We start from the raw sequence: 15,034 nt of genomic DNA on the forward strand, positions 1-15,034 counted from the left end.
CTATCTCCTGATGCTGCTCCACGGCGCCCTGACCGCCGATCCGAGGCTGGCCAAGAAGCGCGCCGAGGCTCTCGACGAGACGCGCTGGGGCGTGCTGAGCGGCACGGTGGCGGCGGTGCTGGTCTCCCTGATCGGGGTGGCGCTCGACATGGCCGGGGCCAAGGGAAGCTCGCCCTGGACCCCGGTCCTCGCCATGGCCACGGTCCTTCTGTCCTGGATCTTCGTGCAGGTGCTCTTCGCGACGCATTACATGCATGAGGCCACCCTGCGCGGCGGCATCGAGTTCCCCGGCGGCGAGAAGCATCCGGACCTGCTGGAATTCCTCTACTTCTCCTTCACCGTGGGCATGACGGCCCAGGTCTCGGACGTCACCACCTCCTCCCCGGAATGCGGCGGCTGGTACTGCTGCACGCCATCCTCGCCTTCATCTTCAACGCCGCCGTCATCGCCGGTACCGTCAATATCGCGGCCAGCCTCGCGAGCTGATGCTGACCATCCGCTGAAATGTCACAACCCTGTCACGCCTCCCGGTGCCGGGGCGGAAAGGGCGCGCCGTCGGACAACCCGCCGGCCGCCGGGAGCGTGGCGCCTCAGACCCCGGCGGCGAGGCGCGAGGCGGCCAGTGCCTCCTCCACCCGCAACGCGGCATCCAGCGCCGCCCGCCCGGCCGCGCCATCCACCCGCACCGGTGCGCCGTCCAGGCAGGCGGCCACGAAGCCGGCATGCTCCGCCTCCAGGCTGTCGCGGTCCTGCCAGGATTCCTGGGCCGCGCCGAAGCCCGGCAACTGCTCCAGCGCCGTGCCCTCGCCCTTGCGCACCACGTGCATGGTGCGGGCCAGGAAATCCATCTGCAGATAGCCCCCGGTGCCGAAGAGGCGGAGGCGCCGCTCCATCTTCAGGCTGACCCGGCTCGCCGTCAGCGTCGCCACCCCGCCATTGCCGAAGCGCAGCCGGGCATTGGCGATATCCGTCTGCGCCGAGGCGATCGGCCCGCCCACCGCATCGACGCCCACCAGCGGCGCGCCGAACAGGGCGAAGGCCAGGTCGATATCGTGCACCATCAGGTCCAGCACCACCGGCACGTCCAGCGAGCGGGGCCGGAAGGGCGCGATCCGCACCGCCTCCATGTAGAGCGGCCGCCCGACCCGGGCCGCCACCCCGCCCTCGCCGCCCATCAGCGTGGCGAAGCCGGCGGAGAAGCGCTCCAGATGCCCGACCTGCAACACCAGCCCCTTCGCCGCCGCCAGGGCGATCAGCTCGTCCGCCTCGGCCAGCGTCGCGGCGACCGGCTTCTCCACCAGCACATGCCGCCCGGCCTCCAGCGCCTGCTTCGCCAGCCCGTGGTGGAAGGCGGTCGGCGTCGCGACGATCACCGCATCGGCCCGCGCGATCGCCTCGGCGGCGGAGAGCGCGGGCACCCCCACCTCCGCGGCCACGGCGGCGGCGCGCGCCGGGTCGTGGTCGTGCAGCCCCACCAGCTCCACCCGCGGTCCGGCAGCGGCCTTCAGCACATGGAACCGCCCGAAATGCCCGGCCCCGAGCACGCCCAGTTTCAGCCGCATCGATCCTCTCCGGCGCCGTTCGAGTGCAGAATTTCCGCACCCCGCCGCCGGCTCTAGATCATCCGGGCGCCGGGTTGAAGCGCGGAAGCCCCCACCACGGTGCCCCTGTCACGATCCGCATCACGGCAGCACCTTGCATGAAACCGGCGCAAACTTCATGTTCCGCCCCCTCAACCAGGGGCTGATTTCAAGGACCATGCTGTACTTCGCGCGATGGAAGGTCGCCGCGATCCTCGGTGTCATCGCGCTCGGCATCCTGCTCTGCCTTCCCAACTTCCTCCCCCGCTCCGCTTTGCCCTCCTGGGCGCAGCGGCAGATCTCCCTCGGCCTCGACCTGCGCGGCGGCTCCTACCTCCTTCTGGAGGTGGACCTGAACCGCGTGGCGCATGACCGGCTGGAGGCCATCGCCGACGGCGCCCGCACCCGGCTGCGGCAGAACAACATCGGCTACACCGCCATCACGACGGACGAGCCGAACCGCCGCGTGACCGTGCGCCTGCGCGACCCGGCCCAGGCCGACACGGCGGCGGCCCAGCTGCGCGACCTGGCGAACCCGGTCACCGCCTCCACCGGCGCCAGCAGCCCGGATATCGAGGTCGCCAGCGCCCCGGACGGCACGCTGACCGTCACCGTCACCCAGGCCGGCCTGCAGGCCCGTGCCAGCGGCGCCGTGGACCAGTCGGTGGAGATCGTCCGCCGCCGCGTGGACGAGACCGGCGTGGCCGAGGCCCTCGTCGCCCGCCAGGGCCAGGACCGCGTGCTGGTGCAGCTCCCCGGCGTGGACGATCCGAACCGGATCAAGGAACTCCTCGGCCGCACCGCCAAGATGACCTTCCACCTGCTGGACGAGAACGCCAACCCGCAGGCCACCGTGCCGCCGCCGGGCGACATGATCCTGACCGGGGAACGCGACGGGCAGCGCTACGTGGTCCGCCGCCAGGTGGCGGTGGACGGCGCCAACCTGTCCGACGCCCGCGCCTCGCAGGACCCGCAGACCCGCGAATGGGTGGTCAGCTTCACCTTCGATTCGGTCGGCTCCCGCCGCTTCGCCGACATCACCCGCGCCAATGTCGGCCGCCCCTTCGCCATCGTCCTCGACGACAAGGTGCTGACCGCCCCGGTGATCCGCGAGCCGATCACCGGCGGCCGCGGCCAGATCAGCGGCTCCTTCAACGCCCAGTCGGCCAGCGATCTCGCCGCCCTGCTGCGCGCCGGCGCCCTGCCCGCGCCGCTGACGGTGGTGGAGGAGCGTACCGTCGGCCCCGAGCTCGGCGCCGACGCCATCCGCGCCGGGCTGATCGCGCTCGGCACCGGCACCTTCCTCGTGCTGCTCTACATGGGCACCGCCTACGGGCTCTTCGGCTGGTTCGCCAACCTCGCTTTGCTGGTCAATCTCGTACTGACCGGCGCCGCCCTGTCCCTGCTGGGGGCCACCCTTACCCTGCCCGGCATCGCCGGCGTCGTGCTCACTTTGGGCACGGCGGTCGATGCCAACATCCTCATCAACGAGCGCATCCGTGAGGAGGTGCAGGCCGGGCGTTCGCCCGCCTCCGCCCTGGAGGCCGGCTTCAGCAAGGCCTATGGCACCATCCTGGACAGCAACGTGACCAACCTGCTGGCCATGGCCGCCCTCTACATCTTCGGCTCCGGCCCGGTGAAGGGCTTCGCCGTGACCGTGGCACTGGGCACCTTCGTCCATCTCTTCACCGCCACGACGCTGGTGCGGCTCATGATCAGCGTCTGGTTCCGCTCGCGCCGGCCGCGCAGCCTGCCGGTCTGAAGGGCATCCCGATGTTCCATTTGCTGTCCCGCCCCCTCTTCCGCGTCGTCCCGGACGGCACGCGCATCCCCTTCATGCGCGGCCGCTACATGGGCATCCTGGTCTCGGCGATCCTGTCGCTGGCCTCCGTGGTGCTGGCCTTCCATCCCGGCATGGAGAAGGGCATCGACTTCAAGGGCGGCATCCTGATGGAGGTCCGCACCCCCGGCCCCGCCGATCTGGGCCGCACCCGCTCCGCGCTCGATGCGCTGGGCGTGGGCGAGGCCGGCGTGCAGGAATTCGGCAGTCCCGACAGCGTGCTGATCCGCCTGCCGGTGCAGGGCGACGAGGCCGCGACCCAGCAGGTCGTCAACCGCGTGCGCGGCGCGCTGGACCAGGTCGCCCCCGGCAGCCGCATCCTGCGCACCGACGCCGTGGGCAACCGTGTCTCGGACGAGCTGTTCCGCAACGGCCTCTACGCCCTCGGCTTCTCGCTGCTGGCGATGCTGATCTACATCTGGATCCGCTTCGAGTGGCAGATCGCCGTGGGCGCGGTGACGACGCTGATCCTCGACACCACCAAGGCGGTGGGCTTCCTGGTCGTCACGCAGATCGAGTTCAACCTGACCACCGTCGCCGCGATCCTGACGATCATCGGCTTCGGCGTGAATGACAAGGTCGTGGTCTATGACCGCGTCCGCGAGAACCTGCGCAAGTTCAAGACCACGCCGCTGCGGGAAGTCATCGACCTCTCGATCAACCAGACGCTGAACCGCACCGTCGGCACCTCGGTCACGCTGCTGCTGTCCGCCCTGCCGCTGGCCCTGTTCGGGGGCGACACGCTCTCCGGCTTCGCCTGGACGGTGATCTTCGGCATCGTCGTGGCGACCTCCTCCTCGATCTTCATCGCCGCGCCCCTGCTGCTTTTCCTGGGGGAGCACCGGCTGCGCCGCGGCGGCGAGCCCCGCCCCGCCGCTCCGCCGGCCGGCGCGAAGGCCCCGCAGAAGGCCCCGCAGAAGCCGGAGGCCCAGCCGCAGCGATGACGGCGGGCCGGTGAGGCGAGACCCGGACATGCCGGCCGGGTCCCCGCCGGTGACATCACCGCGCAGGCGCCTGCTGCTGGGCCTGACAGCGGGGCTGGCCGCGCCCTTCCTCGCGCGGGTCCATCCCGCCGGGGCCATGGAGAATGTCACCCTCGTGACTGGCGGGGCGGAAGGCGGGCCGGCGGATCTCTGGCTCCGCGCCTTCGCCCCCTTCCTGGAACGCCACCTGCCGCACCATGCCGTTTCCGTGGCGAACCGCCCGGATGCCACCCGCGCGCAACTCCTGGCCGGCATCGCCGCCGCACCGGCCGATGGCCGCAGCCTGGGCTACGTGGTCACGCCCGATATCTTCGCCCAGCCCGGGACGGGCCGTGCCTCCGGCCTGTTCCGGCGTCTCCGCCTCCTCGGCGCCGTGGCGGAGGATCCTCTCGTCCTCGTCGCGCCACCGGAAACGAGCCTCGCCAGCCTGCAACGAGAACGGGAGCCGCAAACCCTGGCCCTGCCACCGGAGGGTTCCACAGCCGCGCTGGCCGCCCCGGCGCTGCAGGAGCACCTGCCGCTGGCGCCGCTGCACTTCCCCTCCGCCGCCGCCGCCCGGCAGGCGACCCTCTCGGGCAATGTCTCCGCCGCGCTGGTCCGTCTCTCCGATGCCATCACCGCGATCCAGGAAGGCCGGCTCAAGGCGCTGGGCCTGGCCCTAGCGGAACGCTGCGCGCTGCTTCCGGAAACGCCGACCCTGGGCGAACGGGGCATTCCCCTGGTCGCTTCCGCCCGGCGCGGCTTCGCGCTGCCCGCCACCACGCCGGATGCCGTGGCCGCCCCGCTGTCCACGGCGCTGGCCCGGGTGGTGGCGGACCCGGAATACGTGGCGCAGTCGAATGCCGCAGGCATCCTCCCCGCCTTCCTGGGCGAGGCCGACTGGACCCGGCTGGTCCGCCAGCAGCTGGCAACCCTGAAGCTGTAGCGGACGGCAGGACGTAGGCTGATTCCGGCGGCGGAGACATTCTGAGGTTGTCTATTTTTTGATACTAATGTAACTTCTTTCCCCGTGACCGATTCATGCCCATATGCTGCGGATCAGCGGGAGGAACGCTTTGCGACGCCCATGATCAGTTCCGGCGACAGGACGGAGGACTTCCAGGCACACATCATGGTCCTGACCCAGGACCAGGGGGTCCTGCGGGCCGCGCGCAGCGCGGTGAGCGCCCTTGGCCAGCCGCCCTCCGCGCTGCAACAGGCTTTCTCCCCACAGGAAGCCCTCAATGCCGTCCTGGCGGCGGACGAACCGCCCCGCCTCCTGATCCTGGAGGACGGCGCCAGCGGCGAGGGGATCGACGAGCTCCGCGTCGCCACGGCCGATGCCTTCGGCGCCACCCGCAGCATGGTGCTGAGCCGCGACCACGCCGCCGCCCTGTCGCCCCGCGCGATTCGCGCCGCCATGCGTTCCCTGCCCCCCGCCACCTCCCTGACGGAGGATCTGGAAGCGATCCGCCTTGGCCTGACGCAAGGCCAGGTCTCGGTGCGCTACCAGCCCATCGTCCGCATCCGCGATGGCCGCCCCGCCGGCGCGGAGGCCCTGGCGCGCTGGGAGGCACCGACCGAGCGCTGCTCGCCCGAGAGCTTCGTGCCGATCGTGGAAAGCGCCGGACTGGGGCTGGACCTTTCCATCGCCGTGACCCGCCGCGCGGCGCGGGAATTCGCCGTGGTGCGCCGCCGCCGCCGCCGGGGGACGAACTGCCGCGTCTCGGTCAACCTGCCGCTGGCCGTGCTGCTGCAGGACGACACCGCCGCCTGGCTCGGCCGCATCCTGGCCGAGTCCGGCCTGCCCGCCCATGCCCTGGCCCTGGAGCTGACGGAGACCACGCCGGTCGAGGACCGCAGCCTGCTGCGCCGCGCCCTGCTCCGGCTGCGCCGGGCGGGCCATGAGGTGCTGCTGGACGACCTCTGCCTGGACGATCCCCGCGAATCGCTGCTGGACCTGCCCTTCGGCGGCGTGAAGCTCGACCGCAGCGTCACCGCCGCCATGCGCCACAGCCACCGGGCGCGGAACATGGTGCGGCGCGTCGTGCGCCGGGCCGATTCGGCCAGGATGCGGGTGATCGCGGAGGGCATTTCCGACCCCTGCCTCTGGCACGCCGCCGCCGCCGCCGGGGTCTCGCATGCACAGGGCTACGCGGTCGGCCGCCCCATGCCGGCGGAAGTGCTGCCGGTCTGGTCGCGGAGCTGGACGCAGCCGCGCTTCAACCTGGCGCGCCGGGCCCAGGCTCCGGACTGACCCGGCCCGCCCGCAGCAGCGCCGCGAGGCGGTCCAGCCCCTCTTCCACCGCCGCCTGCCATTGTCCCGCCAGTTCCCGGGAGGCCGCCAGGAGTTCCGCGCGCAGGGCGGGGCTATCCCGGTATTCCGCCATCCAGCCCGCCACCGCCGCGGCGTCCCCGGCCTGTTGCGCCGGATGCCGCGCGCCGAGTCCGGCGAAGGCATGGCGCGTGCCGATCACCGGATGCCCCAGGCCGAGCGCCTCCACGGTCTTGATCTTCAGCCCCGTGCCGCCCTCGACCGGATTCACCACACAGTCCACCAGCCGGTAGAAGGCGCCCGCCTCCGCCACCGGCCCCATCGCGACCCCGGCGGAGCGGAATCCCCCCGCCACCCCCGCCTCCCCGGCCAGGAGCCAGGGAATCCCCGGATGGCGGGCCGCCAGCGCCCCGTCCAGCGCCGCCACGGCCTGGATGTTCCAGACATTGGCGCTCGCCAGCAGCCCGAACTCCCAGGCCGCCGGCCCCCTCCCCACCCCCGTGGCGCGGAGTGCCCCGCCGCCTGGGGTGGCGGCATGCCCGACCGTCAGCACCGCGCGCGCCCCGCTGGCGCAGCACCGTGCTTTCCTCGGGCTGGATGCCCAGCACCAGATCGGCCCGCGCCAGTCCCGCCTCCTCCTCGGCCAGTCCGGTCCAGAACCAGGACGGCGCCAGGCCCAGCCGCGCCGCCTCCCCCGCCCGCCCGCCGACGAGGTCATGCGTGTCCAGCACGCGGAAGGCCCCCGGAACCGCCTCCAGCACCGCCGACATCCAGGTATAGGACGCGATCACCGCGTCGTAGCGCTCCCGCCGGTGCAGTGCCGCGACCGCCTCCACCGTTTCCGGCGGGCACCAGTCGTCCAGGGCCCAGCGGTCGGCATGGGCGGGGAAGCGCGCCGGGCGCCAGGGGATCGCATGCCGCGCCATCCAGGGCGACGCCCCGGAGTGCGGCGCGGTGGCAGGCGCCGCCAGTTCCATCGGCAATCCGCGGCTGGCCATGGCCCCGGCCAGCCGGAAGATCCGGGCGGCATTTCCCGCCCACACGGGCTCGGGTGAAAGGGGTGAGACCAGCAGGATGCGCGGAGGAGTGCCACACGGCACCGCCGGCCGTGCGAGAGGTCCAGGCAGGGCCAGGGGCGGCGGCGCGGCGCGGAAATCCTCGATCACGGCGCGATAGGCCCGCGCCACCGCCTCCGGCGAAAGCACCGTATGGGCGAAAAGCCGCGCCCGCTCTCCGATCGCGTCGCGCAGCCCCGGCTCGCGGCTCAGCGCCGCCAGGGCCGCCACCATCGCGCGCTGCGGCGCCAGGGCGGGCACGGCCAGCACCACGTCGCGCGGCAGTTCGGCATAGGCCCCCGTGTCGGACACCAGCGCGCAGCGCCCCGCCGCCAGGGCCCGCGCCAGGGTGCCGGAACTCTCTCCCACCGAGGGCGCGCGCAGATTGGCCAGAACATCGCAGGCGGCGACATGGAGGCCGAGTTGCGTCTCGTCCAGGAATCCGGTGACACGCAGCCGCCCCTGCGCCCGCAGCCGCTCCACCACCGGGCCAGGCGGGCCGGTCACCGCCTCGTCCCATTCCCCGGCATGGAGCCAGAGCAGGCCCGGACGGCGCGGCGCCAGCGCGGCCACGGCCTCCGCCACCCAGCCGAGGCGCTTGGCGCGGGACGCGAAGCCGGCGGTGAGGAGCAGGAAGGCATCCCCCGGCAGGCCCAGCGCGGCGCGCGCCGCCTCCCGGTCCGAGGGGCCGGGCAAGGCCAGATGCGGGATGACCGCGCAGCGCAGGGCCAGTTCCGGGCAGCGCTGCCGCAAGAGCCCTTCCGCATGGCGCGAATGCACCACCACGGCCCTCGCCCCCTGCAGGGCGGGCCGCAGCAGGTCCAGGGCCGAAGCCGCCGCGCCGGGCATCCGCCCCTGCTCCAGCCAGGGCTTCCCCAGCCCGTCCCACAGCGCCGGACAGGCCTCCCGGATCTCCGCTCGTGGCAATGCCAGCCCCGCAGGCACGGCGAGGGTCATGTCATGCAGCGTCACCACCCCCGGCACCCGCCGCAGTGCGCGCAGCACGAAGGCATGGCCGGGATTGTTGCCGAGCTGGTGCAGTGCCCGCGCCCCGGCCGGAACGGCGGCCCCGGCGGCCTCCTCCGATTCGCGGATGTCGCAGTCATAGGAACCGGACAGGGCATCGGTCAGGGCCCGGGCATAATCGGCGATCCCGTTCCGCATCGGCGGCATCGGGGAGAAGACGTGCAGCCTGGGACGCAGAAGCCTGATCTCCCAACTGAAAGGGGCTCTCTCGCCCAATGGTTGATGAAGGATTAACTTCTCAAGAGGATTGCGTCACGCCCATGCCCGCCCATCCCGTGGAGGTAGCGGGACATCGTGCCGGAACAGGAGAGGAAGACGTTTTGACGGAAAGGCCGACGCCCCCGGCATTCGAACATGCGGGGCTGGAGACGGGCCTCCTGCGCCTGCGCTGCGTGGCGCCGGGCCGGCTGGAAGAGCCCCTGGCCGCCTGGCTGGGCGGCATGGAGGCCGGCCGCGCCGAGGCCCCGGCGGTCCCCGGGGAGTTCCAGCCCGGCGACCTGCTCACGCTCCGCATCGGCCGCCTGCCCTGTGCCCCGCCCGGCGACATGCTGCGCTTCGCCCAGCCCGGCGGCGACGGGGATCTGGCACCGCCCCTCGCCCTGGCGGACGGCCGCGTGGCCTGGACCCTGCTCGGCCCGGGAGAGCCGGTGGTGGAGGCACTGGAGGCACGCCAGGGCGTGCTGCATGGCCGCCTGGTGAACGCCGTGAACGGGGTCTTCGCCCCTCCCCTTTCCGCGCGGGTGAACGGTGCCCTACCGCGCGCCATGGTGGCGGAGCCGCCCCGCCCCCGCCCCGACGGCGCCTCGGTGATCCGCTTCGCCCTGTCGCTGCGGCCGGAGGAGATCGGCGAGGCGGGGCTGAGCGTGGAGATCCGGGCCGAAGGCGTGGAGGTGCCCCTGGCCCGGTGGGCACTGGCGCCGGTCGCGCTCCAGGAGGCCGAGACCCTGGCCGGCCTCGCGGCGCGGCTGCGGCGGCTGGAACAGGCCAGCACCCTCCAGGCCGCGCGGCTGCGGCTGGACCTCGACCATGGCTTCGCCACGCGCGACGCCCGCTTCGAGGCTTTCGTGGAGCATGTGATGGGCCTGATCGCCGGCGCCGGCCCGGCAGGCGGGCGGATCGGCGCGCCCGATGACAGGCTGGAGGCCCTGCTCACCCCCCTGCGCGCCCTGCTCGACGAGGCGACGCCGCCCCCGGCTGCGCTGCCGGCGGAACGGCGCCTCGGCCCCGGCGACGGTGCCTTCACCCTGGGCTGGCACCCGCCCGAGGAAGCCTTCCGCTGGATGGGGCCGAGCGGCATGGTCGAGAATCCGGACCCCTGGCGCCCGGTGCGCGCGGTGCGGCTGCGGGTGGCCCAGGTCTATGGCAGCGACCGGCCCCGCCTCCTGGCCAGCCTTGATGCCCGCCACGCGCCGCTGCGCCTGCAAGCCGTGGAAGGCGGGACGGAGGTTCTGATCGAGCCGGAGGAGGCGCTGGCCTTCGACGTGCTGCGCCTCGACAGCCTCACCCATGGCAGCCCGGCGCGCGAGGGCCGGGGCGACGACACGCGGGAACTCTCGCTGGCCGTGGCGGAAGTGGTCTTCCTCTATGCCGGGGATGGCGGCGGGCCTTGACCCGCCGCCTCCGGAGCCCGGCGGCTCAGCCCGCGAAGGGGTCGCTCATCAGGATGATGTCGTCGCGCTCCGGGCTGGTGGAGAGCATCGTCACCGGCGCCTCGACCAGTTCCTCGATGCGGCGGACATACTTCACCGCCGTCGCCGGCAGTTCGGCCCAGGAGCGCGCGCCCTTGGTGCTCTCGCTCCAGCCCTCCATGGTCTCGTAGATCGGCTCCACCCTGGCCTGGGCGGCGGCGGAGGCCGGCAGGCGCTTCACCACCTCGCCATCCAGCCGGTATCCGGTGCAGACCTTGATCTCCTTCAGCCCGTCCAGCACGTCCAGCTTGGTCAGCACCAGGCCCTGCACGCCGCCGACCTTCACCGCCTGCCGCACCAGCGTGGCGTCGAACCAGCCGCAGCGGCGCGGGCGGCCCGTCACGGTGCCGAATTCGCGGCCCCGCTCGCCCAGCCGCTTGCCGATCTCGTCATGCAGCTCCGTCGGAAACGGCCCGGAGCCGACGCGGGTGGTATAGGCCTTGGCGATGCCCAGCACCGTGCCGACCGCATGCGGCCCGACGCCCGCCCCCGCCGCGGCATTGCCCGCCACGGTGTTGGAGGAGGTGACATAGGGATAGGTGCCGTGGTCCACGTCCAGCATCACCGCCTGCGCGCCCTCGAACAGCACGCGCTTGTTCTCGGTGCGGGCGGCGTCCAGCCGCTCCCAGGCCGGCTCGGCGAAGGGCAGCAGCTTCGGCGCCAGCGCCAGCAGGTCCTTGAGCAGGTCCTCCTTTCGGAACTCCTCGGCACCCAGCCCGCGCAGCAGCGTGTTGTGGTGCAGCAGCAGCTCGTCCAGCTTGGCCGAGAGCGTCGCCTCGTCCGCCAGGTCGCAGAGACGGATGGCACGGCGCGCCACCTTGTCCTCATAGGCCGGGCCGATGCCGCGGCCCGTGGTGCCGATCTTGTTCTCGCCCCGCGCCGCCTCGCGCGCCTTGTCCAGCGCCGGGTGCAGCGGCAGGATCAGCGGCACGTTCTCGGCGATGCGCAGGTTGTGCGGGCCGACCTCCAGCCCCTGGGCGCCGACCTTCTCGATCTCGCTCAGCAGCGCCACCGGGTCCAGCACCACGCCATTGCCGATGATGCCCAGCTTGCCCCGCACCACGCCGGAGGGCAGCAGGCTCAGCTTGTAGGTCTGGTTGCCCACCACCAGCGTGTGGCCCGCATTGTGGCCACCCTGGAAGCGGACGACGATATCGGCGCGGCTGGCCAGCCAGTCCACGACCTTGCCCTTGCCCTCGTCGCCCCACTGGGCGCCGATCACGGCGACATTGGCCATGTTCAGTCCTTTCCGGAAGTCGACGCGCTTGCGTCGGTGCGTAAATCGGCGAGCGGCACGGCCTCCCGGCCGCGCAGGATATGGGAACAGCGCAGGCGGCGCGGATCATCATCCCGCGACAGCGCCTGCACCGTGACGAAGCCCTTCGCGCGCAGCGCGGCCCCGGCGGCGGGATCGGCCGCCACGGGCAGGAAGACCCGGTCCGGCTCCGCCCGGCGCGGCGCGGCGCGCAGCACGGCATCCGGATAGAGCGTCAGCCCCGTCGCGGGCTCCTCCCCCGACATGTACCGCCCGCCCCGTGCCATCTCGCCGGTGCGGCCCGGGCCGAAGATCGTATAGGCCACCCCGGTGTGATAGCGCAGGCCGCGGAATTCCACCGGGTCCAGCGTGATGCGCAGCGCCGGCGCCCGCACGCGGATGGCGGCGATCACCGCCTTGGCATTGTCGGCGATGGCGCGTGCCTGCGGCGGCAGGGCGGCGGCCTCCAGCGCCGCCAGCGCGGCATCGGCGGGCCCCGCGGCGGCCAGCAGCCCGGGCAGGAACACGGCCGGCGGCCCGGCCTGCTCGGCCAGGGCGGTCACGGCGGCGGCATCCTTGCGGTCCAGCGCCCGCGCCAGGGCCTGCCGCGCCTCGCCCGTCAGCCCGGCGGCATCCAGCAGCGCCGGGGACATGGCGGGCAGCGTGATATCCAGCGCGACATTCTCCACCCCCACCTTCGCCAGCGCCTCGACGCCCACCAGCGCCACCTCGGCATCGGCGGCGGCGCAGTCGATGCCGATCAGCTCGATCCCCGCCTGCGGCAACTGCCGCTCCGGCGCGATCTGGGAGCCGCGCACCCGCAGCACCTGGCCGGAATAGGACAGCCGCAGCGGCCGCTCCACCCCGCGCAGCCGGGTCGCGGCCAGCCGCGCCACCTGCGGCGTCATGTCGGCGCGCAGCCCCATCATGCGCTGGCTCACCGGGTCCATCAGGCGGAAGGTCTGTTCCGCCACGGCGGCGCCGGAGCCGGCCAGCAGCCCTTCCTCGAATTCCAGCAGCGGCGGCTTCACCCGCTCATAGCCATGCGCGGCGAAGACGGCGAGCATCGCCTCCACCAGCTCGGCCTCGCGGGCGGCGTCGGGGGGGAGCAGGTCGGACAGGCCCGCCGGCAGCAGGGCGGGGTTGGGACTGTCGGAAGGCATCTCGTCTCGCGGTCTCGTGCGGCATGAAAAGCGCGCGCGGCTGTGTGGCAGTCTGTACGGTGAACGGCAAGGCCGGAGAACCGTTCACATCCGGCATCCACGAAGGTCTGCCATGAAAAGGCCAGCCGCTCTTCTCCTCGTCCCCCTGCTGCTCGCCCTCCCCCTGGGCGCCTGCACCACGCCCCAGCCCGGCCCGGACGTGTCGGGCTGGGGCGACCCCTTCACCCTCGGCGCGCAGAACGCGCTGGAGGATTTCGGCCATACCGCCGGGATGGAAGGGCGGCTGGACAAGTCGCTCTTCGCCGCGCTGCGCATCGAGCAGCTCGCCGAGGCGGCCCAGAGCGACCCGATCTGGCAGACGGGCCGGATCTCCACCCTCCAGCCGCAACTGCTGATGGCCCGCCGCCAGATGCGGCAGGCCGCCGGCATCGCCAAGAACGCCCCGCCCCGCCCGGTCCAGCTCGGCCTCTACCGCGCCCTCCAGGCTTCCCAGGCCGGCGACATGGCACGCGCCCAGGCGGCACTCACCGGCCCGGCCTTCCCGCTCGGTGGCGCCACCACGCTGCAACGGCTGCAGCACCTGCCCCGCCTGCCGCTGGTGGACCAGGCGGCCGCGCAGACCGCCCTGGTGGCCAGCAGCCCGGGCGGCCGCAGCAATTCCGGCCTGCCCTTCTGACGGCAGGCCAGCCGGGCCTCAGCCCGCGAAGCGCGCTCTGGTCTCGGCATAGGCCCAGTCGAGCCAGGGCAGCAGCGCCTCGATATCGGCCGTCTCCACCGTGGCGCCGCCCCAGATCCGCACCCCCGGCGGCGCGTCGCGATAGGGGGCGAGGTCGAAGCCCGCTCCCTCCGCCTCGACCAGCCCGGTCAGCAGCTTCGCCGCCTTGCCCTGCGCCTCGGCATCGAGCGCGGTGAACCAGGGCGCCACGACGCGCAGGCAGATCGAGGTCGAGGAGCGCGTGGCCGGGTCCTCGGCCAGGAACTCCACCCAGTCGCGCCCCTCCACCCAGCGCGCGACGGCGGCGAGGTTCGCCTGCGACCGCGCCACCAGCCCCGGCAGCCCGCCCACGGACTCCGCCCAGCGCAGCCCGTCCAGCGCATCCTCGACGCAGAGCATGGAGGGCGTGTTGATCGTATCCCCGGCGAAGATGCCCTCGATCGGCTTGCCGCCCTTGGCGAGGCGGAAGACCTTCGGCAGCGGCCGGTCGGGCGTGAAGGCCGCCAGCCGCTCCACGGCGCGGGGCGAGAGCGCCAGCATCCCATGCGCCGCCTCGCCGCCCAGGACCTTCTGCCAGGACCAGGTCACCACATCGAGCCGGTCCCAGGGCAGTTCCATGGCGAAGGCCGCCGAGGTGGCGTCGCAGATCGCCAGCCCCTCGCGGTCCGGCGCGATCCAGCCCCCGTCCGGCACCCGCACGCCGGAGGTCGTGCCGTTCCAGACGAAGACCACGTCCCGCGCCCAGTCCACGGCGCCAAGATCCGGCAACCGCCCATAGGGCGCCTTCAGCACCCGCGCATCCGGCAGGCGGAGCTGCGCGACGATGTCGTTGGCCCATTCGCCGGAGAAGGATTCCCAGCTCAGCACGTCCACGCCCCGCGCGCCCAGCAGCGACCAGAGCGCCATCTCCACCGCCCCGGTGTCGGAGGCCGGCACGATGCCCAGCCGCCAGCCCTCGGGCATGCCCAGCACGGCCCGCGACCGCTCGATCACCTCGGCCAGCCGCGCCTTGGGCCCCTTCGCGCGATGGCTGCGCCCGACCATGGCCCCGGCCAGCACCTCCGGCGACCAGCCGGGCCGCTTGGCGCAGGGGCCGGAGGAGAAACAGGGATTGCTCGGGCGGAGATTCGGCTTGTCGTTCGCGGCGGGCATCGGCGTGCGGTCTTCCCAGTCGGTGCTTCCCGCCGGTGGAGACGGTGGACCCGGCCCCCGGCCCTTGCGGGAAGGCCAGAGGGTTACGCCGCCACCGGGCCGCCAGGCAAGGACGCGGCCGGGCGATGCGCTCCCGCCCTGCGGTTGGGCACGGCGCAGCATGGCGCCCGGTGCATGCCCGCCCCTCACCCGCCACCGAGCAACCGAACCCTGCCGGCCGGCATTGTTCCACACCCGCAGCCATCCTGCGCGTCCCCTTGCGGAACACCGCGCCGCCTTCCTTGATCGGCGCGCCGCTTGCCGGGATCGCGGAGGGCACCGCA

The 15,034-nt window shown here is 73.1% G+C and carries 11 protein-coding genes and 1 pseudogene; 7 read left to right on the forward strand and 5 right to left on the reverse strand.

Going from position 1 to position 15,034, the window contains the following annotated elements; genetic code table 11:
• Positions 1–10: 10 nt before the first annotated feature.
• A pseudogene (locus MVG78_RS22100) lies at positions 11–328 on the forward strand (DUF1345 domain-containing protein); the annotation flags it as partial.
• Between the two features lie 262 nt (positions 329–590).
• On the opposite strand, the gene MVG78_RS15170 reads toward MVG78_RS22100, so the two are convergent.
• The gene (locus MVG78_RS15170; protein WP_247552820.1) at positions 591–1,562 is read right to left on the reverse strand and encodes a Gfo/Idh/MocA family protein; all 972 of its coding nucleotides are present in this window, start codon (positions 1,560–1,562) and stop codon (positions 591–593) included.
• Positions 1,563–1,758: 196 nt separating this feature from the next.
• Here MVG78_RS15170 and secD point away from each other — a divergent pair, with 196 nt between their 5' ends.
• From secD to MVG78_RS15190, 4 genes are all read left to right on the forward strand, one after another.
• Entirely contained in the window at positions 1,759–3,342 is a 1,584-nt protein-coding gene (gene secD / locus MVG78_RS15175) for a protein translocase subunit SecD (protein ID WP_428480819.1), read from the forward strand.
• 20 nt (positions 3,343–3,362) lie between these two features.
• Positions 3,363–4,364 (forward strand): protein translocase subunit SecF, encoded by a 1,002-nt coding sequence (secF, locus tag MVG78_RS15180; RefSeq protein WP_428480820.1) that lies wholly within the window; start codon positions 3,363–3,365, stop codon positions 4,362–4,364.
• Between the two features lie 28 nt (positions 4,365–4,392).
• Positions 4,393–5,328 carry a tripartite tricarboxylate transporter substrate-binding protein gene (locus tag MVG78_RS15185; RefSeq protein ID WP_247552826.1) on the forward strand — a complete coding sequence of 312 codons (936 nt, stop codon included), beginning with the start codon at positions 4,393–4,395 and terminating at the stop codon, positions 5,326–5,328.
• Positions 5,329–5,469: 141 nt separating this feature from the next.
• Entirely contained in the window at positions 5,470–6,639 is a 1,170-nt protein-coding gene (locus tag MVG78_RS15190) for an EAL domain-containing protein (RefSeq protein WP_247552828.1), read from the forward strand.
• A gap of 113 nt (positions 6,640–6,752) precedes the next feature.
• Here MVG78_RS15190 and MVG78_RS15195 read toward each other — a convergent pair whose 3' ends face one another.
• Positions 6,753–8,876 carry a glycosyltransferase family 4 protein gene (locus MVG78_RS15195; protein WP_247552830.1) on the reverse strand — a complete coding sequence of 708 codons (2,124 nt, stop codon included), beginning with the start codon at positions 8,874–8,876 and terminating at the stop codon, positions 6,753–6,755.
• 182 nt (positions 8,877–9,058) lie between these two features.
• Here MVG78_RS15195 and MVG78_RS15200 point away from each other — a divergent pair, with 182 nt between their 5' ends.
• Positions 9,059–10,348: a serine/threonine-protein kinase gene (locus tag MVG78_RS15200; protein WP_247552832.1), complete on the forward strand. Its 1,290-nt coding sequence runs from the start codon at positions 9,059–9,061 to the stop codon at positions 10,346–10,348.
• A 25-nt stretch (positions 10,349–10,373) separates the two neighbouring features.
• Here the strand turns inward: MVG78_RS15200 and MVG78_RS15205 are convergent, their stop codons facing one another.
• Entirely contained in the window at positions 10,374–11,663 is a 1,290-nt protein-coding gene (locus tag MVG78_RS15205; RefSeq protein WP_247552834.1) for an adenylosuccinate synthase, read from the reverse strand.
• A 2-nt stretch (positions 11,664–11,665) separates the two neighbouring features.
• Complete coding sequence (locus MVG78_RS15210; protein WP_247552836.1) at positions 11,666–12,844, reverse strand: ATP phosphoribosyltransferase regulatory subunit; 1,179 nt, start codon at positions 12,842–12,844, stop codon at positions 11,666–11,668.
• A 112-nt stretch (positions 12,845–12,956) separates the two neighbouring features.
• On the opposite strand from MVG78_RS15210, the gene MVG78_RS15215 reads away from it, so the two are divergent.
• The gene (locus MVG78_RS15215; protein ID WP_247552838.1) at positions 12,957–13,520 is read left to right on the forward strand and encodes a hypothetical protein; all 564 of its coding nucleotides are present in this window, start codon (positions 12,957–12,959) and stop codon (positions 13,518–13,520) included.
• An 18-nt stretch (positions 13,521–13,538) separates the two neighbouring features.
• On the opposite strand, the gene MVG78_RS15220 is transcribed toward MVG78_RS15215, so the two are convergent.
• Positions 13,539–14,711, reverse strand: a complete 1,173-nt coding sequence (locus MVG78_RS15220; protein ID WP_247552839.1) for a phosphoserine transaminase — start codon at positions 14,709–14,711, stop codon at positions 13,539–13,541.
• Between the last annotated feature and the right edge of the window lie 323 nt (positions 14,712–15,034).

It is taken from the genome of Roseomonas gilardii subsp. gilardii, assembly GCF_023078375.1.
In the GTDB taxonomy this organism is placed as follows: Bacteria; Pseudomonadota; Alphaproteobacteria; order Acetobacterales; family Acetobacteraceae; genus Roseomonas; species Roseomonas gilardii.